At 68.2% G+C, this 23,998-nt stretch carries 11 protein-coding genes; 4 read left to right on the top strand and 7 right to left on the bottom strand.

The genetic code is table 11. The features are described 5' to 3' along the window. Nucleotides 1-491: 491 nt before the first annotated feature. Nucleotides 492-1,475: a glycoside hydrolase family 5 protein gene (locus ACOQFL_RS16715; RefSeq protein WP_435545108.1), complete on the bottom strand. Its 984-nt coding sequence runs from the start codon at nucleotides 1,473-1,475 to the stop codon at nucleotides 492-494. A 268-nt stretch (nucleotides 1,476-1,743) separates the two neighbouring features. Then, a complete protein-coding gene (locus ACOQFL_RS16720; RefSeq protein WP_435545109.1) occupies nucleotides 1,744-2,769 on the bottom strand; it encodes a LacI family DNA-binding transcriptional regulator in 1,026 nt (341 codons plus the stop codon). An 87-nt stretch (nucleotides 2,770-2,856) separates the two neighbouring features. Here ACOQFL_RS16720 and ACOQFL_RS16725 point away from each other — a divergent pair, with 87 nt between their 5' ends. After that, entirely contained in the window at nucleotides 2,857-3,000 is a 144-nt protein-coding gene (locus tag ACOQFL_RS16725) for a hypothetical protein (protein ID WP_435545110.1), read from the top strand. Between the two features lie 59 nt (nucleotides 3,001-3,059). Here ACOQFL_RS16725 and ACOQFL_RS16730 read toward each other — a convergent pair whose 3' ends face one another. Beyond that, nucleotides 3,060-3,881, bottom strand: coding sequence for a bifunctional allantoicase/(S)-ureidoglycine aminohydrolase (locus ACOQFL_RS16730; RefSeq protein WP_435545111.1), 822 nt, complete (start codon nucleotides 3,879-3,881; stop codon nucleotides 3,060-3,062). A gap of 330 nt (nucleotides 3,882-4,211) precedes the next feature. Here ACOQFL_RS16730 and ACOQFL_RS16735 point away from each other — a divergent pair, with 330 nt between their 5' ends. Next, on the top strand, nucleotides 4,212-4,697 hold the full coding sequence (locus ACOQFL_RS16735; RefSeq protein ID WP_435545112.1) for a nucleoside deaminase: 486 nt from the start codon (nucleotides 4,212-4,214) through the stop codon (nucleotides 4,695-4,697). 133 nt (nucleotides 4,698-4,830) lie between these two features. Beyond that, entirely contained in the window at nucleotides 4,831-5,265 is a 435-nt protein-coding gene (locus tag ACOQFL_RS16740) for an SRPBCC family protein (protein WP_435545113.1), read from the top strand. Nucleotides 5,266-5,357: 92 nt separating this feature from the next. Here ACOQFL_RS16740 and ACOQFL_RS16745 read toward each other — a convergent pair whose 3' ends face one another. From ACOQFL_RS16745 to ACOQFL_RS16755, 3 genes are all read right to left on the bottom strand, one after another. After that, nucleotides 5,358-5,621 carry an FAD-dependent oxidoreductase gene (locus tag ACOQFL_RS16745; RefSeq protein ID WP_435545114.1) on the bottom strand — a complete coding sequence of 88 codons (264 nt, stop codon included), beginning with the start codon at nucleotides 5,619-5,621 and terminating at the stop codon, nucleotides 5,358-5,360. Nucleotides 5,622-5,829: 208 nt separating this feature from the next. Further along, nucleotides 5,830-8,319: a right-handed parallel beta-helix repeat-containing protein gene (locus tag ACOQFL_RS16750; protein ID WP_435545115.1), complete on the bottom strand. Its 2,490-nt coding sequence runs from the start codon at nucleotides 8,317-8,319 to the stop codon at nucleotides 5,830-5,832. 110 nt (nucleotides 8,320-8,429) lie between these two features. After that, complete coding sequence (locus ACOQFL_RS16755; protein ID WP_435545116.1) at nucleotides 8,430-11,276, bottom strand: AAA family ATPase; 2,847 nt, start codon at nucleotides 11,274-11,276, stop codon at nucleotides 8,430-8,432. Between the two features lie 277 nt (nucleotides 11,277-11,553). Between ACOQFL_RS16755 and ACOQFL_RS16760 the strand changes: the two genes are divergently transcribed. Then, nucleotides 11,554-14,388, top strand: coding sequence for an AAA family ATPase (locus ACOQFL_RS16760; protein WP_435545117.1), 2,835 nt, complete (start codon nucleotides 11,554-11,556; stop codon nucleotides 14,386-14,388). Nucleotides 14,389-14,435: 47 nt separating this feature from the next. On the opposite strand, the gene ACOQFL_RS16765 is transcribed toward ACOQFL_RS16760, so the two are convergent. Next, nucleotides 14,436-23,951: a WXG100-like domain-containing protein gene (locus tag ACOQFL_RS16765; RefSeq protein ID WP_435545118.1), complete on the bottom strand. Its 9,516-nt coding sequence runs from the start codon at nucleotides 23,949-23,951 to the stop codon at nucleotides 14,436-14,438. Nucleotides 23,952-23,998 lie beyond the last annotated feature (47 nt).

Here is a 23,998-nt window from a genome sequence, read left to right on the forward strand (position 1 = left end):
CGGGGCAGAGTAGCGGCTGCGAAGTGGGATCGGCGTCCTCGATCAGCATCCACCCGCCGGGACGCGTCGCGGGCGACGCCGTGGCTGAGCACTTCGACCGTATCGGTGGTCTTCCCACCGGGCCATGTCGATGTCGGTGGCGAGTGCGCCTCCGCCGGGTCCGACGCGCTCGGCGAGTCGGGTGGGAATGTTCGGGCTGCCGGCACCGACCTCCCAGTACTGTCACCTTACCGGATTCCGAGCGTCTCGAAGTGCCGGAACATGGAGGTGCCGAACAGGGCCGAGATCGCGTCGAAGCGTGCATCGGCCTCGACCTTCCGATTGCCCAACGAGTAATCCTCGTCGTGACCCACGAGCAGGTCATGACACGACCCGAGGCGTGTGCTGTCGTGTGCGCGCCTCGGACAGCGATTGTTCGGAACACGCGCCGCGATGGCCACGGGACAGTGGTGCCCCGTGGCCATCGCGGTCGCGGTGTTGGTGTCGACGGGTCAGTAAACGGTGGCTTCCTCGGCGGTCGCGGCGATGCCGTCGGTGCCGTTGAAGATTCGTTCGCCCCACTGAGTCAGGTTGTCGGCGTTGAAGTTCTCGACCATGTCGAGGTATCCGACGCCACCGCTGTTGCCGCTCCACGACCAGCCCAGGTAGCCCACGCCCAGGGACTGCGCGGTGGACATGATCGCATCCTCGTTCGGATCACCGTCGGAGTGCTTGTGGCCGAACTCGCCGATCACGATGGGCAGGCCCCGTTCGGTGAACGAGGACAGGTAGTCGCGGATCTTGGAGGCGGACTCGTACACCCCGTACATGTGCACCGAGAAGATCGTGTTGCTCGCGGGGTCCGCGGCGAGGACCTCCGCCGCGTTGTTGCGCATGATGTTCGCCCAGTCCTGCCCCCAGTTCGGGGCGTCGGCCATCAGCGTGTGGTCGAACCCGGCCGAGCGCATGTCCCGGATCGCCTGCTTCGTGCCAACGGTCCACTCGGAGGCCCTGTCGTTGCCGAAGGGTTCGTTGCCGAGATTGATGACGACGTACTTCTCCTGGCCGTCCAGCGCGCTCTGGACGCTCTTCCAGTACTCCACGGCCCGTTGCAGGTCCACGGCGCCGGAATCGTCGCCGTAACCCGTGGTGTCGTGCACTTCGAGTACGCAGATCAGGCGATTCTGCTTGCACCGCGAGACGATGTCGCTTACCTCGCTCGCTTCCGTCCTGTTCCACTGATCGCCACTGCTGAGCACGACCCGGACGGTGTTGGCGCCCTGGCTCTTGATGTCATCGAGCGATCCGAGCTGGTTCGGGTACCAGGCGTGCGGATGGTTCACGCCGCGCATGACGAACTCGTTGCCGTTGGCGTCGTACAGTCGTCCGTCCTGGACGTGGAAACCGCTCGCGGCGGTCGCCTGGGGCATGCCGAGGAGCAGCGACGCTAGTGCGATCAGCAGCGTTGTCCCCAATGCGGTTAATCGATTCTTCATCGAAACCTCGATCCGGTCGTTCCTCGCAGGTGTCCGCGAGAGTTCGTTCGGCTGGACCAGGACCGACTCCGGCCGATGCCCGCTCCCGCGGTGAGTGGGTCCGGGACTGTCCGTTGCCCCGGTGTGACCGAAGAGGGCCCGTTAGATGAATCACATCGCTTAAGCGCTTAATAGTCAAGAGTTACTCGCTCGCGGGTTCAGTCGGATTTCGTCTTTCCGCTCCCCGGAGTTCACCGGATACTGGTAGGAAGGCTCGTGCGGGGCGCGATCAATGCTTCGGCGCTGGACCGGTGCTCGCCCGCGGAATCAGCTCAGGGTCCGAAGTCCTGGCATCGTGGGGCGATTCGCCCGCGATGATGTCCGTCAACATCCGGATGGCGGTGGCCCCGCGTTCGGCGATCGGACGACGTACGGCGGACAGTGCGGGTCGGACCAGCTCGCACAACGTGGAGTCGTCCCAGGCGATCAGGGATATGTCCTCGGGGACCGAAAGCCCGAGTTCCTGCGTGACCCCCAGCGCTGCCACGGCCATCACATCGTTGTCGAACACCAGCGCACTGGGCGGTTCGTCGCTGGTGAGCGCTCGACGTGTCATCCGTGCTCCGCTCTCGTCGGAGTAGTCGGCGGTGACGACGTGTGCCTGTTCCAGGCCGAGGCTTTCCGCCGTCTCGGAGAACGCCCTGGAGCGTGTCCTGGTGTGCAGGAACTCGCTCGGGCCTGCGATTCGGGTGATGCGTCGATGTCCGAGCTTGGCCAGGTACTTGACCACGTCGACGATCGCCACCTGGTCGTCCGTCCACACACGGGGCACGCTGTCCGTCCCGGAGGGTTCCCCCAGCACCACGGCGGGGAGTCCGAGTTCGCGGACCAGCTCAGTGCGGGGGTCCTCTATCCGCAGATCCACCAGTAGTACTCCGTCGACTCGGTGTTCCGCCCACCACTGCCGGTAGGTGGCCAGTTCGGCATCGGCATTGTCGGTGACCTGCAGCAGTAGCGAAGTGGGCCCTCCGGAGAGCGCTTCCTGGATGCCGGAGATGAGTTGCATGAAGTAGGGCTCGATCCCGAGCACCCGGGCAGGACGATCCACCACGAGACCGATCGCGTTGGTCTGACCAGCGGTCAGCGAGCGCGCGACGCTGCTGGGGGCCCATCCCAGGCGTTCGGCGATGTCGAGAATCCGACGCCGGGTATCGTCCGAGACTCCGGGGCGGTTGTTGAGCGCATAGGAGACCGCACCGATCGACACCCCGGCCGTTCTGGCGATGTCAGAGATGGTCGGTCGTTTACTCGGCATCGACGTCTCCTTGCTGCTGAAGCGGTTTTGGGTAACTCTACTGGTGCTCTCCTGTCGAATCGGCGGTCGGATCGGGAGTATTCCTCGGTGCGTACGGCCTCGGGGTTGTCGTTGAATCGGATGTATCGGTTCTTCCCGGGCAAGGAGGACCTGGTGATGGCGGTGCTGCGGCGCCGTGACTCGTCCGGGCGCCTCGATCGCCCCCGACTCCGAGGACGCCGGGCCGAGTGAGGGCAGCGCGTCCCGGTCGGCTTCCTGCCCACGCCGTTCCGTGGTAGTGCTCGTGGAGTTCAGGTGAGCTTGATCTGACGGTTGACGTCCTTGTAGAGCAGGTAGCGGAACTTGCCGGGGCCACCGGCGTAGCAGGCCTGCGGGCAGAAGGCGCGCAGCCACATGAAGTCGCCTGCCTCGACCTCGACCCAGTCGTCGTTGAGGCGGTAGACCGCCTTGCCCTCCAGGACGTAGATACCGTGCTCCATCACGTGCGTCTCGGCGAAGGGGATCACGGCGCCGGGGTCGAACGTGACGATGTTGACGTGCATGTCGTGGGACAGGTCGTCGGGATCGACGAACCGGGTGGTCGTCCACGCGCCGTCGGTGTCGGGCATCGGGGTGGGGGTGACGTCCTGTTCCTGCACGGTGAAGCCCTCGGGAACCGGGTGCCCGGATAGTGGCTCGTAAGCTTTGCGGACCCACTGGAAGCTGGCCGTCTCCTCGGACTCGTTGGTCACCGACCAGTCCGCGCCTGCGGGCAGGTAGGCGTAGCCGCCGGGCGAGAGGACGTGGGTCTCGCCTTCGAGCACGATGGTGAGCGCGCCGGAGAGCAGGAACAGCACGGACTCGACACCGCGTTCCGGTTCCGGTTCGTCGCTGCCGCCGCCGGGGGAGACCTCGACGACGTACTGGGCGAACGTGGTGGCGAATCCGGCCACGGGCCGGGCCAGGATCCAGGAGCGGGTGCGGTTCCAGCCGGGCAGGTTGCTGGTGACGATGTCGCGCAGCACGCCGCGGGGGATGACGGTGTAGGATTCCTTGACCACGGCCCGGTCGGTGAGCAGCGTGTCCTGCGACGGGAGGCCGCCTTGCGGTGCGTGGTACGTCGGTGCGTTCAAGGTCCGCTCCTGTCCTGGTCGAACTTCGCGTGCCCGGCCCGTGCCCCGGTGCGTCCCCGAGACGCTGCTCGGGGACACACATTATCTCGGGGCGCCGTCGGCGCGGCGGAGCTCCCGTGGCGGAAGAACCCGCACGACCGGGAGAGGTCGTTCCCGTCGGGGACCGTGGCCCGCGATTTTATTCCGTTATTCGGAATATTTATTTCGTATTGAGGATAGCTTAGTCAGTGCTGCGAACCGGGTCAACGCGCTTCGTCTCGGGCTGCCGGTGGGCGGTAGCGTCCTGACCCCGGGTTTGCGGGAGGCCGGTGCGACCGAGGGGAGCGAATCATGACCGGTGATGTCGAGCTGGACCAGCTGCGTCGCTGCGTGGAGCTGGCGGAGGAGGCGTTGCGGGCGGGCGACGAGCCTTTCGGGTCGGTCCTGGTGGCCTCCGACGGGCGCCGTCTCGCCGAGGATCGCAACCGTGTCGTCACCGGTGGTGATCCGACCCTGCATCCCGAGTTCGCCCTGGCGCGGTGGGCCGCGACGAACCTACGTCCGGCGCAGCGATCGGCGGCCACCGTGTTCACGTCCGGGGAGCACTGTCCGATGTGCGCCGCCGCGCACGGTTGGGTCGGGCTGGGGCGCATCGTCTGCGCGAGTTCGGCCGCGCAACTGGCCGATTGGCTCGGCGAGTTCGGGGCGCCCGAGTCACCGGTTCGCGCGTTGCCGATCACCCGGGTCGTGCCCGAGCTGGTGGTGGAGGGGCCGTTCGATGAACTGGCCGACGAAGTGCGGGAGCTGCATCGCCGCGCCGTGAACGGGCGTGGCTGAATCCGCCGCGCGGCCGAACCTTACCCGATCGACGTGCGAAGCGGGGCCGAAGTCGCGCTGCAGGTGAGCTCGCCACGGGATGCGGAAGAGGGCCGCCACTGCCGGATCGTCGTCCGGGAATTAGGGTTACCGGATGGTAGGACGCCAGGTGTCGGCGACCAGGACGGTCGCGACCACACCGGACAGGATCTTCGAGCTGCTCACCGATCCGACCCAGCACTCGCTGCTCGACGGGTCGGGTACGGTGCGACAGGCACAGCAGGGTGGTCCACAGCGCCTCGAACTCGGCTCGAAGTTCGGCATGGACATGAAGATGGGTGCCTCGTACAAGATCCTGAACACGGTGGTGGAGTTCGAGCAGGACCGCCTGATCGCGTGGCGACACTTCAACGGTCACCGCTGGCGCTGGCGGCTTCGCCCGGTCGGTGAGCGAACCGAGGTGACCGAAACCTTCGACTGGTCGACCGCGCGGATTCCGCTGCTGATCTCGCTGAGCCCGTTCCCCCGCCGGAACAGGGCGGCCATCGAGAAGTCGTTGCACCGCCTCGGTGAGCTTTTCCCGGGGTGAGTCTTCTCTGTCCGGGGCGGTGCTGTCTTCGGGCTCTGGTGATGTCGAACGGATGCACCGCGTCGCGACGACGGCGACGGCGAGGGATCACTTCATTCGTCTTCCCGGTGTGCGGCGAGAGCTTGCTCGACGTCCTCGGCCAGTAGGTGGTGGTTGAGCGCGACAGCGGCCTTCGCCCCGCCGCCGGCCGCGTTGATGAGCTGTGTCGGACTGTCCACGACGTTGCCCGCCGCCCACACTCCCGCAACGCTGGTTCGACCGGAGGAATCGACGTTTATCCACCCGCTGTCGTTCTTCTCGCAGCCCAGCGAGGTCAGGAGTTCGTCGGAGGGCACGAAACGCGGGCCGACGAACACCGTGGTTCGCGATGCGGTTCTGACCGCGCTGAGTCACCTCGCCGGTGTGATGGAGGCTCGCCTCGATGCATGAGAACGCGGTCGATGCCGAGAGGGACCGAACACGAACCCGGCACGGGGCATCGAACGAGCTGCTCGGAGCCGATCCGGGAAAATGCGTTGACGCGGCGGGGGAAGTCCCTGCTCTTCGCCGTTCTCGTCGCCCGACTCACCCCGGCACACCTTCCCGGATGGCCTCGACGTCCTCGGCCAGCAGCCGGGTCAGATCGGCGGTGGAGGTGTCCGGCGAGACCGACAGGCGGGATGCCTGGTGGTCGACCATTCGTTCGAAGGTCTTGCGCGCTGTCCGGCCGTTGCCGAAGGTGCCGTCCTTGGGCATCGCCTCGAAGTAGTCCTGCAGTGCTTCGGCGGCGCTCTCGTCGAGCTGGTAGTCGTGCTCGGCGCACTGCTGGCGCACGATCGTTACCAGTTCCTCGGCGGTGTAGTTGGTGAACTCGATGGTTCGGCTGAAGCGGGACTCCAGGCCGGGGTTGGTGGCCATGAACTCGCGCATCTCCGCGGAGTAGCCCGCCGCGATCACCACCACCTCGTCCCGGTGGTCCTCCATCAGCTTGACCAGGGTGTCCACGGCCTCCTTGCCGAAGTCCGGGCCGGATCCCCCGGAGGAGGAGCTCAGGGTGTACGCCTCGTCGACGAAGAGCACTCCGCCCAGCGCCTTGTTGAACTCCTCGGTCGCCTTGATCGCGGTGCCGCCGACGATGTCGGCGACCAGATCGGCGCGCGAGACCTCGACCAGGTGCCCGGAGGCGAGCACCCCCAGCTCGGCCAGCACCGCCCCGTAGAGCCGGGCCACGGTGGTCTTGCCGGTACCCGGCGCTCCCGCGAAGACCAGATGCCTGCTCATCGGGGGCGCCGACAGCCCGGCCTCCTGGCGCCGCTTGGCCATCTTGTTCAGGTTCACCAGCGTGGTGACGTCGTGCTTGACTCCTTCCAGCCCCACCAGCGAGGTCAACTCCCGCATCGGCCTGCTCTGCTCGGTGCCCGCCTCGGCAGCGCCCGCCTCGGCAGCGCCCGTCTCGGCAGCGCCCGTCTCGGCAGCGCCCGCTTCGGCAGTGCCGCTCTCGGGGCCGCCGACCTCGGCGGGGTTATCGCGAGGGGAGGAGCCGGAGTTCTCGTTCGCCAGGCCGTACGCGTCGGGGAAACCGTTTCCGGTGCTGGTGAATCCCTCCACCGTCAACGCCTCCGAAGCAACCGTGCGCCGCAGACCGGCACCCCGGTTGTCGGTGGCCGTGCAGTCGCGCAGCACCACGGTCTCCGTCGAGCGCACGCTGATACCGTCGGCCTCGTTCTCGGCGAACTCCGATTCGGACACTTCGGCCCGGGCGGAGGGCTCCACCCGCACTCCACACGCCCGACCGGAACGGGCCCGGCAGCGGTTCAGCACGATCCCGCCCCGCTCCCCGGCGTGCACCCCGTCGCCACCGGCACGATGGACGTCGCAGTCGGTGAACGTGGCGTTCGCGGCGCGCAGCACCGCGACCCCGGAACCGTTCGGTTCCAGCACGCTGCACCCGTTGACCGTCGCCGCACCGTCGTCCGCGACGAGCACGCCCACATCACCGGTCCGTTCGATCTCGACGTTGTCCAGGCGGGCCTTCGCCCCCTTGGTGATCTCCACGGCCGCTCCCGTGGAGCCGGTGATCCGCAGCCGTCGCGCCGAGGGCGTGGCGCCGCTCGTGGCGCTCAGTCCCGTCCCCTGGCACTCGGTCACGGTGAGCCGCTCGAACTCGGTGCTCGACTCCGCCTCGACGAGGACTCCCGTCCCGCGCACCCCCGTGATCGTGCAGTCGCGGAGGATTCCGGCGCAGCCACCGGTGAGCCGGATGCCGTGGTGGTTGGTGTGCTCGACGGTGCACCGCTCCAGCGTGCTGGGTCCGGTGGAGGCGATCAGCAGTCCGTCCGCCCCGGATCGCTCTACGGAGCAATCGGTGAGCTCCACGGCCGAACCTGTGGCGAGGTAGCAGCCGACGCCACGACTGTCGCGCGCCGTGAACCCGCTCAGTGTGGCCGATGCCTGCTCCTCCACGGCCAGCGCGGGCTTTTGCGCGCCGATGATCGTGATGTTCTCACCGTCGATGTGCCCGCTGCCGTTCAGGCACAGTCCGTTGCCCGCCGCCTGCTCGACCGTGCACGAGCGCAGCGTGAGCACCCCGTGCTCGGCGGCCACGATCCCCGAGGTACCGGGTTCGGGGAAGGTGCATCCCTCGAGCGAGCTTCCGGCGGATGAGGTGACCACGACTCCGGCGCCCTCGGAGCTGCGCACCGAGCAGTCGCGCATCGTCAGGCTGCTCCGGCCGTGGCCGTGGACCGCCGCCCAGGCGGTCGCCTCCAGCCGGCACTCGGTGATGGTCAACCGATCCGATCCGGCCACGGCCACGGGAGCTTCGGGATCGGTGCAGCGCAGGGTCAGCCCGCTGAGTTCCGTCGCGACGTCGCACGAGATCACCGGCCCCCGCACGGAGCTGATCTCGACGGTGTCCGGCCCGTCCTCGGCGACGATCGTGACCGGCCTGCGCGGTGCCAGGTTCGCCACGTACCGCCCTGGTGCGATGTGCACCGTGGCTCCTTCGGGAGCCGAGTCCAACGCTTCGGCGATCGACGAGTGGCAGCCGGGGGCGTCCGGCGAGACGATGATCATCAGCTCTCCTGCTGGCTGGATCCCGGTCTTCGCACCGGGTTCGGTGGAGGGTGTCCTACTCGCGCCGCGATGGTTCGTGTCGCGGGCGGCTCGTTCTCGTGGCACCGCGATCAGGCGGGCATGAGTCGGCCCTCCAGCCGTGCGGTGGCCAACTCCACGCGGGAACGGCAGCCGGTTCGGGTGAACAGTTTGGTCAGGTGGCTTTCCACGGTTTTCTCGCTGGCCTGCACCGCCACCGCGATCTGGCGGTTGGTGTAGCCGTCACTGACCAGCTCGATGATCCGGTTCTCGGTGCTCGACAGCGTTTCCCTCGGGCCGCGGGAGCGTGTCAACGCGATACCGCGGTTGCGCATCAGTTCGCTGAAGACGCCGCGTCCGTACGAGGAGCCGAATCGTTTGACCAGGTCGTAGCCCTCGTGCAACCACGACTGCGGCTCGTCGAGCAGCCTGCCCATCGCGGCGCAGCCACGGGTGACCCGATGGTTGTCCCCGCGTCGTTTGGCCGACTCGATCCCCTCGCGCAGCAGTGTCGGGTCCGCCTCCACCATCCCCCGCGCGAGCAGCGCCGCCTCCCTGGCCGAGGAGGTGCGGTCGCGGGCCTCGAAGGCTTCCAGCCGTTCGAGCATCCGCTCGGCGCTCTCCTGGTCACCGAGTCGCACACTGTAGTCGATCAGCCGCTCCAGCAACCGTTCCAGACCCGTCGTGCTGCCCCGGTCGCGGTGGTGCAGGTATTCCCGCCATCCCTCCTCGACCGCCTCGGCGGTGTGACCGCGGCGGTGCCGCAGACCACAGCGCACCCAGGCGAGGAGGTGGCCGCAGGCGAACCGACGCGGCACCCGGGACAACCAGTTCTCCGCCCGCCGGAAGTGGCCGCGCGCCGCGCAGATCTCCCCCGCCATCACCCGCGTCAGGTGCAGCGCCAGGGAGCCTCGGGGGTGCGGCCGGTCGGCCTCCAGCGAACGGGCCACCGACAACGCCTTGTCCCACTCACCGGCGTAGTAGGCACGCAGCACCCGCTGGTAGGCGTGCGCGGAACCGCCACGGTGACTTCCCGGGCGGTGTCCCAGGACCAGTTCCAGCGCCGTGGCGTGGTCGAGCATGTTTCCCGCGTCGCGCAGCCGTTCGACGTCGGGGGCATCCCGGCAGGCCGGGTGGCGCCGTTGCCACCGCGAGAGGGCTCGCAGGAACCGCTCGTGCTCGCCCTCCAGCGCTTGGAGCAGCAGCAGTACTTCGTCGAGGGAGATCACCGGCCGTGCCTTCTCCCGTGCGGTGGGGAAGGTCGCGACCAGCGTGTCGAGTGTGGTCACCGCCTCGCGCGTCCGCCCGCGGAACAACGCGGAGAAGAGCCCGCGCAGCTGTTCGCCGCTCTCGTCCCGCGTGCTCATCAGGTCGAACAACCGTGTCGAGTCGTGGATCCCGACCGTGTGGCCCTCGTGCAGCTGTACCAGGAACCAGCAGATCGCGAGCTCGGCCAGCATCCGCTCGTCGTCGTGCTCGTACGGGCCGGTCCCCGTCGACTCGCTTTCGTGGTGCAGTGCTCCCAGCAGCGTGGGCAGCACGACCCCGACATCGTCGGCCAGCTCCCCGAGATGCCCTCGGGACAGCTGCAGCCGCGTCATCGTTTCCAATGATCTCGGCAGCCGCTTGTCCGATGCCCGCATCCGGTGCACCGCCGCGCGGTATCGTTCGGCGGCCCGGCCCGGATCGGTTTCCACGGTTCTGTCCGCCTCGTGGAGCAGGATCTCCAGCCCGCGCTCACCGCCGAAATCCGGGCCCGCCTCGACGAGGTGCTGTGCCAGTGCCGAGTGATCCACCACGATCCCGCGTTCGGCGCGGTCGAGCATGTGCCGAACCAGCGCACCGTGCACTTCCCGGGCCGAGCGCGCCCCCTCGCGGCCCAGCGCCGTTCCCAGCGCGGGTACCGGCAGCCGCAGTCGACCGTTGTCCTCGCGCAGCACGTCGTCGCGCACCAGCCGGTCCAGTACGCGTCCGCAGGCGTGCAACTCGACGTCGGCTACTTCGGCGAGCATCGGCAGGTCGTTCACGTCCAGCTCGCCGAGCACCGCGACGCACCACACGATCCGACCGCCCTCGGGGCCGCACTCGTGCACCGGGCGCAGCAGCTCGTGGTCCTCGGGCAGCGCGATCGGTTCCCGGGGCGAGCGCAGGCACAGGTGTTCGTCGATCACGGTGAGCCGGTCCTCGCGGCGGAGCGTTCGCACGAGCGAGCGCGTCGTCGCCGGGTTGCCGAACAGCGGCCCCAGCGTCGTGCGCAACGCTTCCGTGGTGCTCGGGTCCACGGCCACGGCCGCCTGTCCACCGGTCCAGCGCGTCAGCAGCGCCGTGACGTCGTCATCCCCCAGGGGCGGGAGATCGAGCACGGAGTCGGCCAGGTCCACCAGTTGTTCGTGGGCTCCGCGGGAGGCGTTGCCGAGCGTGGCCAGCACCACGCCGCCCGCGGCCCGAACGCCCTGGGTCAGCGAGGACAGCGCGGAGGCCGACTCCCGGTCCACGCGGTCGACGTCCTCGATCAGCAGCACGGTGCGTTTCCCACATGCCAGTCGCGTCAGCGCGCGGGTCAGCTCGTGCACCAGTGGCAGGGGAGTGAAGCGCGCGGGGCCTTCCGCGGTGGCGTCCTCCTTCGGGGGCCGCAGCCGGGCCGCCGCCGCGACCGCCTCCAGCAACTCGGGCTCGTGGTGGTCACCGACTCGTCCGCGCACGGTCTCCAACAGCGCGTCGAACATTCGGGGCGCCGGGACGGCGGCCGAGACGGAGAGCACCCGCACGTCGTGTCGAAGCCAGTTCCGCGAGGCGGCATCGAGCAGTGCGCTCTTTCCCGAGCCGCTCGGTCCACGTACGACGAGCAACGCTCCGGTCCCGTCGGGGGCGTGAACGGCGCTGTCGAGCCGGGCCCACTGCTCGTCTCGGCCGAGGATGGGGGTGTGCTCGCGAACCATTCGCCTTTCTTCCTGGTGTGGGTGGGGGCCGATGTGCGGCCACGATCGTCGGAAGGGCCACGCCCGCACCTCGTTGTTGTTATCGAGGATGTGAATGTCACACCAGTGTTGCTAATCATGATGCCCTAGATGGAGGGAGATCCCTCGCGTGGAGCACAATGGATCACCATGAGATCGAGGCGTGTCCGACCGTTCGGCGTCCCGGCCCGCGCGGCGCGAGTGGACTCGGAGGGTGTGAGCGTCGAAGGCCGCGACCGTGCGGGAATCGGTGATCGACGTGGTTGACTCTTCCCGCTGGGAGGCGCGTCCGGCACCTGCCCCGGAACAGGACGAGTCGTCGGTGACGTCGATGTTCGGCAGGCAAGCGCTGGTCGAGCGACTGCGCGCCGGGGCGTTGTCCGGCAACCCCCCGCTGACGCTGCTCATCGGTGAGGTGGGCAGCGGGCGTTCGGCGGTGTTGAACGCCCTAGCGGGAGAGCTCGCCGCGGTGAATGCCCGGGTGGTGTCGGTGCGTGTCGGTGAGCACGAACGAACCACCCCCTACGGCCTGCTGTACCGCCTGCTCACCGCTCTCGAACCGTCCGCGGAGCAGGGGCAGGGGGCCTTCTCCGCACGGGACTCGGTGCTCGGTCTCGTCGCCAGGCTCAGTGCCGACACCGCTCGTGGTCGGTCCGACGTCCCCTCCCAGCTCGCGAACACCGTGTTCTCCCTGGTGCGTGGACACGCCCCGCTGACCGTGCTGATCGACGACGTGCAGGGGGCGGACGCCGCCACCGTGTCGTTGCTCGACCGGCTCGTCCGCCTGTTCGCCGGTCAGGGGTGTTCGATCGTGGCCACCTGGCGGTTCGGGAACCCCGCCGGGACCGCGGGGCAGCGGCGCGTCGTCGAGGTGGACCGGCTGGTGGCCGACGGACTCGCCCGGTACGTTCCGCTGCGCCCCCTGACCCGGGCGCAGAGCGCGGAGTTCCTCGCCGAGTCGGTCCGGGCCGTCCCGGACACCGAGCTCGTCGACCGGCTGCACACGGCGAGCCGGGGAAATCCCGCCGCGCTGCGTTCGATGGTGGACACGCACCAGCAGGCCGGGGTGCTGCGGGTCGTGGACCGGCACGCCTACACGCGGTCCGCGATGGAGTGGCCACCTCTGCCCGAGCAGCACCCGTTGCTCGCCTCGATCCACGACGCCGGTCCGGTGTGCTGGTCGGTGGCCCGGGCGATGGCCGTGCTCGCCCCGCTCGGTGAGAGCGCGGTCGGGCTGGCGGCCGAGGCGCTCGACCTCGATCCGGACACCGTGTGCGCCGCGCTGGAGGCGCTCGTGGCCGACCGGGTGCTGGTTGGCTCTCGCGGAGCCCGGCAGCGGTGGCGGTTCCGGATCCCGGCAGTGCGGGACGCGCTCGAATCCTGCCTGGGACCCTACGAGCGGCGCAGGCTCTGCGCGCTGGCCGCGACCGCCGTGTGGGACGGCGCCGGCGAACCGGTCGACGCGAACTACCTGCCGGACCGGCTGGCCGACGCGGGCGCGCTGGTCGATCCGCGGCGCTCCGCCGAGGTGCTGCTGGCGCGCAGCGGGGATGTGATGTTCACCGACGGGCTGCACGCCGTTCGCTGGTTGCGCGCGGTGGTCGATCGGGTGGTCGAGCCGGAGCAGCGCGCCGTGGCGATGCGGATGTACAGCGCCGCCTGCGGCATCCACAGCCGGATGGCCGAGGCCGCGGACGGGGCCCGGGCGACGTTGGTCGAGCACGCCGACCGGTTGTCGGTCGAGATGTCGCAGGAGATCGCGATCGTCTATGTGAACGGGCTCGCCGCCTGCGGGCGCTGGTCGGAGTTGGACCGGCTGGCGAGCGGTGAGGCCCCACCGGTGCCCGGCGGACGGGCCAACGAACTGGTCACCAGGGGGTTCGCCCTGATCATGCAGGGCCGTTGGGCCGAGGGGGCTCGGTTGCTGGAGCGGAACCAGCAGCTGTGGTCGGAGGCGAATCCGGTCACCGCCGACTTCGGGGAGATGTTCCGCGGTGGTGCCGGGGTGCTGCTGGGAGAGCCGGGCACGCTGCGCCGGTTCCTGGACGATCCGGGACTGTGGCGTGCGCGGGACTTCCCGCGGCACCGCTTCGAGCAGGCGCGCTACGAGGCCAACATGCTCATCCTGCTCGGGGAGCTGGACGAGGCGATGCGGGTGCTCGACGAGCGGGAGCTCACCTTCGAGCAGTTGCAGAGCTCGGACCGGTCGCTGGTCCGGCTGCTGCGGGGGGAGCACTCGGAGGCGCTGGACATCGCCCGGCGCAGCATCGCCGAGGGGGGCTACGCCGCGCGTCCGCTGGCGCTGGTGGCGATGGCTCACGGGGCGGCCGGGGTGCTGATCGGACGGGGCTGGCTGAACCGGGCCCGGCAGCTGACCGGGATGCTCCGTGGCAGACACCTCGATCACGTGTTCGCCCACGCCGACTCGTGGGCGCTGCGCGCCCTGGGGGAGCACGCCGAGGCCGACGAACTGCTGCGCTCCGCCCAGCGCTCGGCCGACGAGAACGGGTTCGTGATGGGGACCGAGTGGATATGGGCCGATCTCGCCGTCCGCGAGCACTGCCGGGGCGACCGCGGCGGTGCCGAGGAGTGCGTGCGTCGGGGCGGTTCGGTGGCCGAGGCGTTGGGCACCGGTCGGGCCGAGATCACCTGGCTGCTCTCCCGCGCCCTGGTCCGCGGCGACCGGCAGGCGGGGCGGGACGCGGTGCGGCTGGCACGCGAGCGCGCGATGCCGGACGAGATGGCCTGGACGTTCGTCCGAGCGGCCCGATCCGGTGTGGACACTCCGCGACTGCTGTCGGAGGCCTACGAGCTCTTCGGCGAGCTCGACGCACTGCTGTGGCGCGCTCGGATGCGCGGGATCATGCGGGAGCACGACGTCTCGGTTCCGGGCCGCGGTACGGCCACCGCGGAGAACGAACGGTTACTCGCGGTGCTGGTCACCGAGGGGCTGGGCAACCGCCAGCTGGCGACGGTGTTCGGCACCAGCGAGAAGAGCGTGGAAGGCCGACTCACCCGGATGTTCGCCCGGACGGGCTACCGTTCTCGGGTGGAATTGGCCGCGGCCATGCTCACCGGGGAGTATCGTCCTTGAGCCGCTCGTCGCGGTGCCGCGCGCACTGCGGTCATTCCCGTGGAGGGTCATTGGTCGGGCCGTTTCCCGCCGTCGGCCTCCGCGTGCTGCGGCGCTCGTGTCGGAGCGAGGAAGTCCGCCAGCGCGGTGCCCGAGCTCTGCTGTTCGGTGTCGAGCAGCTCGCGCGCGTAGACCGGCCAGTCGTCCTCGATCGGGTCCGATTCCGGCGGCGGGTCCTCCTCGATCGGGGCCCGCTCCGGCGGCGGGTCGTGCAGGCCAAGCAGTTCGAGTCCGTCGCGGTCGACTTCGAGCATGATGGGCTCGTCCGGTCCGGTTCTCAGGGGCTGCCCCCATTCCGGCGGGGCCTTTTTCGCCCGGTAGGTCGGGGTGATGGTCCACTCCGGAGTGACTCGGACCAGGTAGCGCGCCCCGTCAGTCTTGTTGTCCGGGTTCTCCTTGGTGCTGGTGATCGTGTGCTTGGTCTCGCCGTTCCAGGGTGTCGCGGACTGGCTGGTAGCGATGACGCCCTGGTTGGAGCGCATCGGGGCCTCCTGGATGGACGGCTCCCTGAAGTCCACCGAGGTCGTTATGCCGATGCGGCCCTCGCGCTGCGCGTCCGGTGTCAGCTCCTGCTTGTCGGTGGTGCTCCGACTCAGCTCTCCTTCGTCGATCGTCCTGATCAGCTCGCGGGAAGTCAGATCAGCCGTGATCCGTACCTTGTCCAGGCTGCCGCTGGCGAGGGAGATGGAATAGCCGTTCTTCGACGTCGCCTCGCGTAGGTGTGAGCGCAGTTGGTGGACGGTGGTGGCCGCGTGCAACCGGAATGCCGGCGATGGATTGAGGACCGGTCGGGGCGGCGACTCCGTGTTGGAATCGCCGTGGACGAGTTCGTCCAGTTTTTCGTGCAGTCCCGGTGCGGGGAAGGGCCGTGCCTGAATATTCGTGTTCTCCGGCCACCCGAGCTCCACCCGTTGCGCGCTCTGGCGTTGCCGGAGCGATCCGGAGACCGCTTCGACGGGATCGGACGCGGAGCCGTCGGTGGAGATCGTTTCCCGGATGTCGACCGTGGATCGCGTCGCGTCGGGCAGCGAGAAACTGGCCTTGAACGGCTCGCCGAATCTGCGCGGTGCGAGAGCGGGAGTCAGCTTGGCCAGAGGAGTGCTGTAGGTGCCGGGACGCGCGTACGGGTACACTTCCATGTCGATCGTCAGATCGTGCAGGAATTGCACGCCCCGCCCCGGAGAGTGGCTTGTTCCGGTGGTGTCGGGCTTGTTCGCGCCGGTGTCCGTGGACTCGGGTCCGTCGGATGTGGCGTTCCCGGTCTTGGTGGCGACGGTGTTGCTGGACTCGTTGGTGAACTCGGAGCCGTGTTTGTCGGTGTAGCCACCGGTCAGCCCGACACGCTGGAGACTTGCGACGGGGTTGCCGATACCGGCGTAGTTCGCGCCACCGAGGCCGCCATCGATGTCCCAGCCCTTGTGGTGACCGCGTTTGTCGTGTGTTTTCGTCTCGTGGCTGTCGGTCGTGGCGTGTTTGGAGAGCGACTGATAATACTGTCCGTCGCCGGTGCGTGCGCGCAGCACCACCAATTGCTCGACCTTGCCGAAGGCCGTGCTGCCTTCCAGATACATCGGTCGGCCGCCGTTGAGCATCTCGCCGAGCGCGGTGTTGAACCCGTGTCGACTCACGGTCGGTCCCAACACGTCCCGGACGAGTCGGTCGTTGATCGCGTCGAACTTCTCCACTTTCGGTTGCCGGTCCGGTACGGGCTTGCCCAGCGCCTCGCGGGCGATGTCGGTCAGCTTCGCCGAGGTCTTCGGACGGCCGTTCTCCCGTGACCACTGGTCCAGCCGTTGCTCGATCCCTTCGACCAGCTCCTTCCCGGCTCCCAACCGGTGGAGTTCGACTCTCCCGCTGCCGCGACCGACGTTCTGCGGTGGGCGCAGGGTGGAATCGGCGGGATCCTCCTCGGAACGCGCCACCGGTTGTGATCCGGTCCGCTGCCCGGACGGAGCGTCGGAGGCGTCGGAAGTGTCGGGGGCCTCGGGTACGTCGGAGGCGCCGGGGACGCGGTTCTGCTGGTGGTACCGATCGGCGTCCGCGGAGTCCAGCTTCTCGATCTCGGGGCTGGTCAGCTCGCCGATCTGGTGTATCTCGCTGGCGGGCACCCACACCTCGACGGCCCCGGGTACGTCCACCCACCTGGTCTCCTCAGCGACGTCCCCGTGGTGCAAGAGCCGCAGGTAGTTCTGCGTGGTGTGTTGGACGGACGTGCGCACTTCGTGCCTCGCGTCGAAGCGCACCAGGTAACCGCGTTCGGAACGGCTGCTCGACGAGGTGTTCTTGGCGCTGGCGGAGTTTCCGCTGACCGTGTCGGAGTCGGTGTACTTCGCCGATGCAGTGGCTGTCGGACCGGCCATGGTTGTCGGGGAGGTCGTGATGTACTGGCTGGCGTCGACGCCGGTCTCGTAGTTGGTGTTCTTTCGCTCTTCCGAGCCCAGTTCGGTGCTGGTGTGCTCCTTGGTTCCCTCGAACCCGTGATCGTCCTCGCGCGAGACGATGCGTGGAGTCCCCAGCCTCGTGGACAGGTCCACCTGTGCGCTCAGCTCGCGGTTTCCGAACAGGCTTCCGGTGTTGTGGCTGCGGAATTGCCCGGTGTCCCGGTGCAACGCCGTCAGCTCGAACTGGGCCGTCCGGAAGTCGGTGCTCGCGAATGCCTCCACCGCGTCCAGTGCGGTGTTGTGCTCGTCCAGCGCGTTGTGGTGCTTGTCCCGCGGTCGGAAGATGTCGCTACCGCGGTGCTCATCGAAGGAAACGGGCTTGTTCCCGACGAACGGCACCGCCGACCATCGCCGCTGTTTCGTTTCCGGAGCCGCGTTCAGCATCTCGGTGATCGTCGTCAGCAGGCCGGGAACGGGTTTGAGTGATTCCAGTTCGAAACCGGCCGGCAAGTGACCGGTTCTCTCCAGCGGTCCGGGCGGGTCGTCCTTGTTCCAGCCGCTGTGTTCTTGTGGCTGCTCGGGGGCTGGGCCGTCGAACCGTTTCCCCGATTTCTCGGGTGCCGCGACCTCCACGTCCCCGCTGAGCGTGTGCGTGCTTTCGTCGTCGTTCGGGCCGCGCCACTCCGCGATCCCGGGCCGGTCCGACCATCGACCTCCGATACGCACTTCGAACTCGGTCGGGTAGCGGAACTGGTGGATCTTGCGCGTGCTGTCCAGTGACCGCTCGTAACCGGCCTGCTGCGTGCTCTTTTCCGCGCTGCCCCGGGAGAAATTGCGCTTGGCGTAGGCTTCCGGGTAGTGGTTGTACTGCGACGGAGGGGGAGATCCGGGGATCGTGAGGGCAGCGGTTGCCAACGCACCCACCGAGGTGTCCTTGCTGTGGACGCGCTCGCCGACGTTTTCATGAGTGCTACCGACCGCGCCGCCGAGGGTTCGTTCTCGGGGACTTCCCAGGTACTTCGCGTCAGCTCTGTTCAGGTTCCCGCGAACGAACACATCCGGTGCACCGCTGTGCAGGGCGCTGAGGGGGAAGCGGATACCGTCACCGCTGGTGAGATCCCTGGCGTGCTCGCGGACGAAATCATCGAACTTCGTCCTGATCCGGGGCAGCTCGTCGTCGGGCAGCAGGCCCTCGAGGCGCAGCTTGATCAACACCGGGCCGGTGATGCCCTGCACCGTCTCGTCCGGAATCCGGTGTTGTGCGTCGATGTGGTCCGGGAACCGGTGGCGGTCCACACCGGCCGGGGTGGAACCGGGGTCGGGGGCGGGGTCGGCTCGGTGCTGTGAGCTCCACAGCGTGGCGGAACCGTCCGCTGTCAGCAGCTTCCCCGGCTCGGATCGGGTGGTCACCTGCGCCAGGTACTTCAGGTCCAGCTGGTGCTTGGTGAACGGACCCTTGTGGGTCTCGACCGAGCGGCTCTCGTGCTCGTCGGTCGTGCTGCTCTCGTTGCGGGTCGAGCGCGAGTGCGCGACGTTGAGACCGGCGAGTGCTCCGTTCGCGCCGGTGATGTCACCGCCGCCCACCACGGCGTCCACACCTCGGTCGCGCGTGTTCGCCTGCGTGGTGGTGCGTTTCGCCGTGTTCGTGGTGGTGTGCTCGGCGGTTCCCCCCACGTCCGGGAGGCGGTGGGCTTGGACGTCCTTGTCGACGCCGAGGACGATCTCGGTCGGGCGGCTGCTGTTGTTGAAGGTGAAGGTTTCGCGGACCGGACCGGCGAGGACGTCCTTGCCCAGGGACTGCAGCCACTCGTTCAGCTCCCTGCCCCCCGGGTCGTTCTTCTTCAGTCCGAGCTCGTCCGCGACTTTTCGGTAGACGTTGTCGAGTCCGGAGAACTGGGCGTGCCTGATCGAGTCGGTCGAGATGTCACGCATGTTTACTTCGGACTTGGCGTTTGCGGTGTCGCGTTGACCCCAGGCCAGCTTCACGTGGCCGTTGGCGGAGTCGCTCCGGGACACCGTTTCATCGCCCAGCCGTCCGTCACGGGTGCGGACCGTGATCTTGTACTTGGCGTCGTGTTCGGTGCTGTTCCTGGCCACGTCCTCCTCGGTGAGTTTCGTTTTGGTGCTGTGGGACGTCTCCGTGGACATTCCCGACTCTCTGGAGTTGACCAGGCCTTTGACCTGTACCTGACCGAGGAAGTTGAGAATCGGAACCCGACCACCGAACGAGAGCGTTCCCAGGGCGCCGCGCGCGGTGGAGGAGTTGCGTTCACGCTTCTGCTCGTTCTCGAAGTCCATGTTGTCTTTGTGGACGCCTTCATTGCGCGGTTCGCCCAGATCGGCGAGCTCGACGGTGACCTCGGTGGCGCGGTGACCAGGACGGGAACCGAAGTCCATCACGTATCCACCGTCGAGCATCCGATGGAAGTTCTTCTGCAGGTTCTCGTCGGAGAGGGCGATCCTGACGAAATCCTCGACCTGCTCGTCACGCGATCCCTCATGGGAGCCGAGCAGTTCGGATGCGGTCTCGCGCACGGACTTGCCGTCGGGCTCACCGATCACCTTCGGCTGCTCGGACCTATCGTGCATCCGGCGGTCGAATTCGGCGAGCACCTCGTCGGTGAAGCTCCTCGGTTCCTGCTGGTGCGCAGCGTCCCCGTTCGTGGTGTGCTCCGCGGCCGGATCGGCCGGATTCCGCTCTCCGTTCTCGGGCCACCGCTGGAGGGTCTCCAGCTCGAATTCTTCGGGGACGGGAGGCAGGTCCGTCGGTCGCCGTGGTGCGGAGGACTCACCGTACGGGTCACCCGGGCCGGGCGTGGGATCGTCAGGGGTGTTCGCGGGGACTTGGCTGTCCGGGAGGTCGTGTCGCTGACCGGTACCGGTCTCACCGTGCGCGGAGGGGCCGGGCTCGGTGAGCGGGTGGTCGCGGATGACGGGCCCGCTGTCCGCGATGTCCTCCAGGGTGTGCAGATCATCCTGTGTGAGGGTGGGGTGTGCGTCCCAGGCACCCGCGCCCATGACACCGGGTCGGTCCGGATGCCGGAGCAGCAGGTCGGGGTCGCGGTATCCCTCACCGAGGCCGAGGAAGTGCATGACTTCGTGGACGAGCGGCCCGCTGGGGTGGGTGGTATCCCAGGTGAGTTGCTTCGGGGAATCGCCGCGGTCGACGCCAGTGGAGTCGTGGACCTTGACCACGGGGTGTCCGGCCGGGGCGTCGTCCCACTTCGCTGTGTCGAACTCGAGGTTGACGTGCAGTTGGTCGTCGCTGGTTGGCAGCCGGTGGCGCTGGTTGATGTGTTCGTCGATGTGGGACCGCACGCGTTCGCCAAGTTCCTGACGCGCTTGTGGACTCACGGCGTCGTTCGGGGAGACCAGATCGAGCTTGACGGTGAACTCTCGTACCCAGTTGTCCGGTGCGACCTCGAAACGCCGGACGTCGTAGTCGATCCGGGTCACCGCGCCCTGGACCAGACCTTTGTCGATGAGGGGATTGGCCGCGGGGTCGAAGCGTTCGGAGCGATGGTGCGTGGCGATGGCGGTGTCACGACGATCACCCCACTCGGCGGGAGAGGTGATACGGCTGTGGTGGGCCTGGGGCCGTTGCGTGTCCGACGTCGCGGGATCCTGCTCGTGCGCAGCGGAACCTTCCGGGCGTGGCGCGGAGGAGTCGGTGTGATTCGTGGGGACCCAGCGGTCCCAGCCGCGGGGCTTGTTGCTGGTGATCTTGCCCATGTCGGTGACGTAGTCGTTGTGTCGTGCGGTGCCGTTTTGGGCGAGTAGCCAGGGGACGATGAGCTCGTGGTCGCCGTCGGAGTTCTCGGAGATGCGCAGGACACTGTTCTGGTCGGCGAGGCCGTCGAGCAGGGGGGTGTCGTCGTCGATGCCGAAGTGTCGTTTGAGTGTGGCTTTGAGTGCGTCGGTGTTGGCGGACAGTTCGGGAGGGATGGTGTGGACGGTGACGTGGTGGGGGAGTTCGAAGTCGAGTACGGCTCCGCTGTGCCCATCGTCGTTGAGGGCGTAGTTGGCGGCGTGGTCGGGCTTTTCTCCGAGGTACCAGCCCTTCCAGTCGGAGTCTTCGTTGCCCGCGGTACCGGTGGTGGGGCGTTGGATCTGATTGAGAACGGCGTTGTAGTGGTCGGGTTTGACGCCGTGGTAGCCGTGGAGCTCGGTCAGCGGGGTGCTTTGGATTCCGTTGTGGTGGTGGATGGTGGGGCCTGCTTGGTGGTGCTGGTTCCGTCCCAGTTCGGGTGTGGGTCCCGGTTGTCCGGCGGTCTCGTGTGGCTGCGACGGCGCCGAGGACTCGGAGTGCAGGTCATCCGGGTGGGGCGGGTGAGTGTCGGGGGTGTGTTCGGCTGCGGACCCGGCGTTGGGATCGGTTGTGCGCCCGGCTGCGGACCCGGCGTTGGGATCGGTTGTGCGCCCGGCTCGGGTGGTCGTGTGTTCTCCGGTGCTCGGTGCCGGTTGCCTGGACGGCGGGGTGCTGGGGGTGTCGCGGCTCGTCGTCGCGGGACCCGCCCCCCGGTTGGGCCTGGTGGGGGCGTTGTGCGGTGCCGATTCCGTGTCGCCCCTCGACGGCTTGCCGGTGGTGCTCGGTGCGCTGCCGGAGGGCTGCTTGGTGGTCGAGGTGTTCGGGCCGCCATCCGTGCTGGTCGCTCTGCCGGTGGTCGATGGCGGTGTTCCCTGCGTCCCCGACGTGCCGGGCGTGCCGTTCGTGCCCTGTCCGACCGAGACGGGTGCGATCGGTGGTGCACCGGTGTTCGCGGTGTCGGAGTCGGTTCCCGCGCTCGCCGTGTTCCCGTCGAACCGCGGCCCGTTCACCTGCTCGGTCGGTGGCGTGTCGGTGTCCGTGCGTGGCGCGGCGTCGTCGGACCATGTGCTCGGGCCAGTGGACGTGTCCTGCGAAAGCTGCGCCGGACCGGTGCTCTCTGGAGTGGGATCGGCCTGGTGCGTCGCGATATCCGGAACGGGTGCGTTGCCGGTTCCCGCACCACCGGAGTGGTCCGGTGTGGATGTCTGCGGTGCTGGTCCGCCGAAGGTGCCGTGCTGACGCGGCGCCGACGTGGTTTCTTCGCCATCACCCCGCATCGATCCTTCGTCCATCGGATGGGGGGTGAAGCTCGATGAGTCGTCGTGATCACGCACCGCATCGGTGTTGGTGTGTTCTGGAGCGCTCTCCGTTGTTTCCGCTGGCGGCGGAGCCGAGGCCAATATGGTGGGAGTGTCGCCCGAACTGTTCGAGGTGACGGTGCCGGTGGTGTCGCTGCTTGCGGGAGTCGTGCCGCCGAAAGAGCCCGGTTCCTGCGTGACGCCGATCCGGCCGTCGATTCCGTTGTCCGAAACCGCGTTGATCTCCGGTGTGAACGTGGGTGTTTCGGGGACGCTCCCGTCGACTCCGCTGTCCGCGACGTCGGTGTCGACGGGGGAGCGCTCGACGTTGTCGGGTACCGCATCGGTGTTGGTGTGTTCTGGAGCGCTCTCCGTTGTTTCCGCTGGCGGCGGAGCCGAGGCCAATATGGTGGGAGTGTCGCCCGAACTGTTCGAGGTGACGGTGCCGGTGGTGTCGCTGCTTGCGGGAGTCGTGCCGCCGAAAGAGCCCGGTTCCTGCGTGACGCCGATCCGGCCGTCGATTCCGTTGTCCGAAACCGCGTTGATCTCCGGTGTGAACGTGGGTGTTTCGGGGACGCTCCCGTCGACTCCGCTGTCCGCGACGTCGGTGTCGACGGGAGAGCGCTCGACGTTGTCGGGTGACCAGTCGCCGTTCCGGCCGGTGTTGTTCCATCCGGTGGTGTTGTATCCGGCGATGCTCTTGATCTCCGGCGTGGGCGTGGTCGCGCCGGGGTCGCCGTTTCGGTCGGTGCCATTCGGCGGGGCGCCGTCGACGGTGACGTCGCTGTCGTTCGTGTTGCTGGGGGGAGTGCTGTTCTGCCCGGTACTCACCATCGGGACGTCGGTTCCGGTTGATTGGTTCGTGCCGGATACCGGGCCGTCCTCCGCAGGCGCTACCGGGACGTTCTGTTTGTCGGGGAGGCCCGGTGTCGCGGTATTCCCGCCGTCCTGCCCGGACCACTCCGTCCTGATACCGCCGTCCGGCGTGTCCTCGGCGTACGTCCCGTCCGGGGAACTCGTCGTCTGCGGCAGGGCCGCGTCGGGCAGGTCGCCGCCGCCGAAGCTTTTCAGTCCGCCCAGGGCATCGGTGTCGGACCCGTCATCGGCCGACCGGTCGCCGCGGCCTTCGAGACCGTCGACCATCGACGAGGTGAAGGAGAAGGGGTTCCATTCCTCCTGACCGAGCGCGGCATTGGTCGCTCCGTCGGCGGTGAACCCGCCCACACCCTGCCCGGCGACGTTTCCCACGTCGAAGGCGAGCTTCCCCCCGGTGGTGTCGAGGAAGTTCTTCGCGCCCTGGCCTAGTATGCCGTCGGCACTCTCGGCGGCCGGACCGCGGACGATCTTGCCTTCGTCGATGGTCTTGTCGATGCCGCCCTTCGTGAACTTCCCGACGCCGTGGACGAGCCCGCCCATGGCGCCGCCCATCGCGCCGCCGAGGGCGCCGCCGACCGCCGCGCCCTTCGTGAAGTCCTCGTTCCAGTCGGTGCGCACGCCGGTGAGCATCTGCATCCCCTGGATCACCGCGTCCAGCCCGACCTCTAGGGCGGCTCCCGCCGCCGCACCGACGATGATGTTCTGCAGCACCGTGCGGAAGAGCGACGTGATCACCGCTCGTGCCGTGGCGGCCGCGGCCGCGGTGATCGCCTGCCCGATCCCGGGCAACCAGGAGAAGGCCAGCGTCGCGGCCACGATCACCAGCTGCACGATGATGCTGATCTTGACGTACTGGATGTCGGCCGCGGTGTTTTTCGCCAACTCCGAGTGCTTGGTGGTCTTTTCGCGCAGCTCCTGCAGCATCGGTCGCAGCGTGTCGGTGACGTACTTCCCGTAGGCGTCGCTGAACTCGCCGTGCATGGTGGTGCCGATGTCGTTGGCCGAGCGATCCACGGCGGCTTCCAACCTGTCGATCGCCGCGGAGATGTCCGACCAGGCCACACTCATCCTGCGCAGCCCGTCCTCGTCCCCTTCGGGCCAACGTTGCCCGCCGACGATCTCCAGTGCCTTCTGGAGTCCCTCCGGAAGTTCTGTGGGCATGGGAGACGATTCCTTAGTGTGCGCGGTTTACAACTCATAACGGAACT

The organism is Actinopolyspora sabaoui (assembly GCF_051225635.1).
Taxonomy (GTDB): Bacteria; Actinomycetota; Actinomycetes; order Mycobacteriales; family Pseudonocardiaceae; genus Actinopolyspora.

Coding starts and splice junctions, on each gene's coding strand:
- ACOQFL_RS16715 (WP_435545108.1), bottom strand. CDS start 1,475: ATGAAGAATCGATTAACCGCATTGGGGACAACGCTGCTGATCGCACTA.
- ACOQFL_RS16720 (WP_435545109.1), bottom strand. CDS start 2,769: ATGCCGAGTAAACGACCGACCATCTCTGACATCGCCAGAACGGCCGGG.
- ACOQFL_RS16735 (WP_435545112.1), top strand. CDS start 4,212: ATGACCGGTGATGTCGAGCTGGACCAGCTGCGTCGCTGCGTGGAGCTG.
- ACOQFL_RS16740 (WP_435545113.1), top strand. CDS start 4,831: ATGGTAGGACGCCAGGTGTCGGCGACCAGGACGGTCGCGACCACACCG.
- ACOQFL_RS16750 (WP_435545115.1), bottom strand. CDS start 8,319: ATGATCATCGTCTCGCCGGACGCCCCCGGCTGCCACTCGTCGATCGCC.
- ACOQFL_RS16755 (WP_435545116.1), bottom strand. CDS start 11,276: ATGGTTCGCGAGCACACCCCCATCCTCGGCCGAGACGAGCAGTGGGCC.
- ACOQFL_RS16765 (WP_435545118.1), bottom strand. CDS start 23,951: ATGCCCACAGAACTTCCGGAGGGACTCCAGAAGGCACTGGAGATCGTC.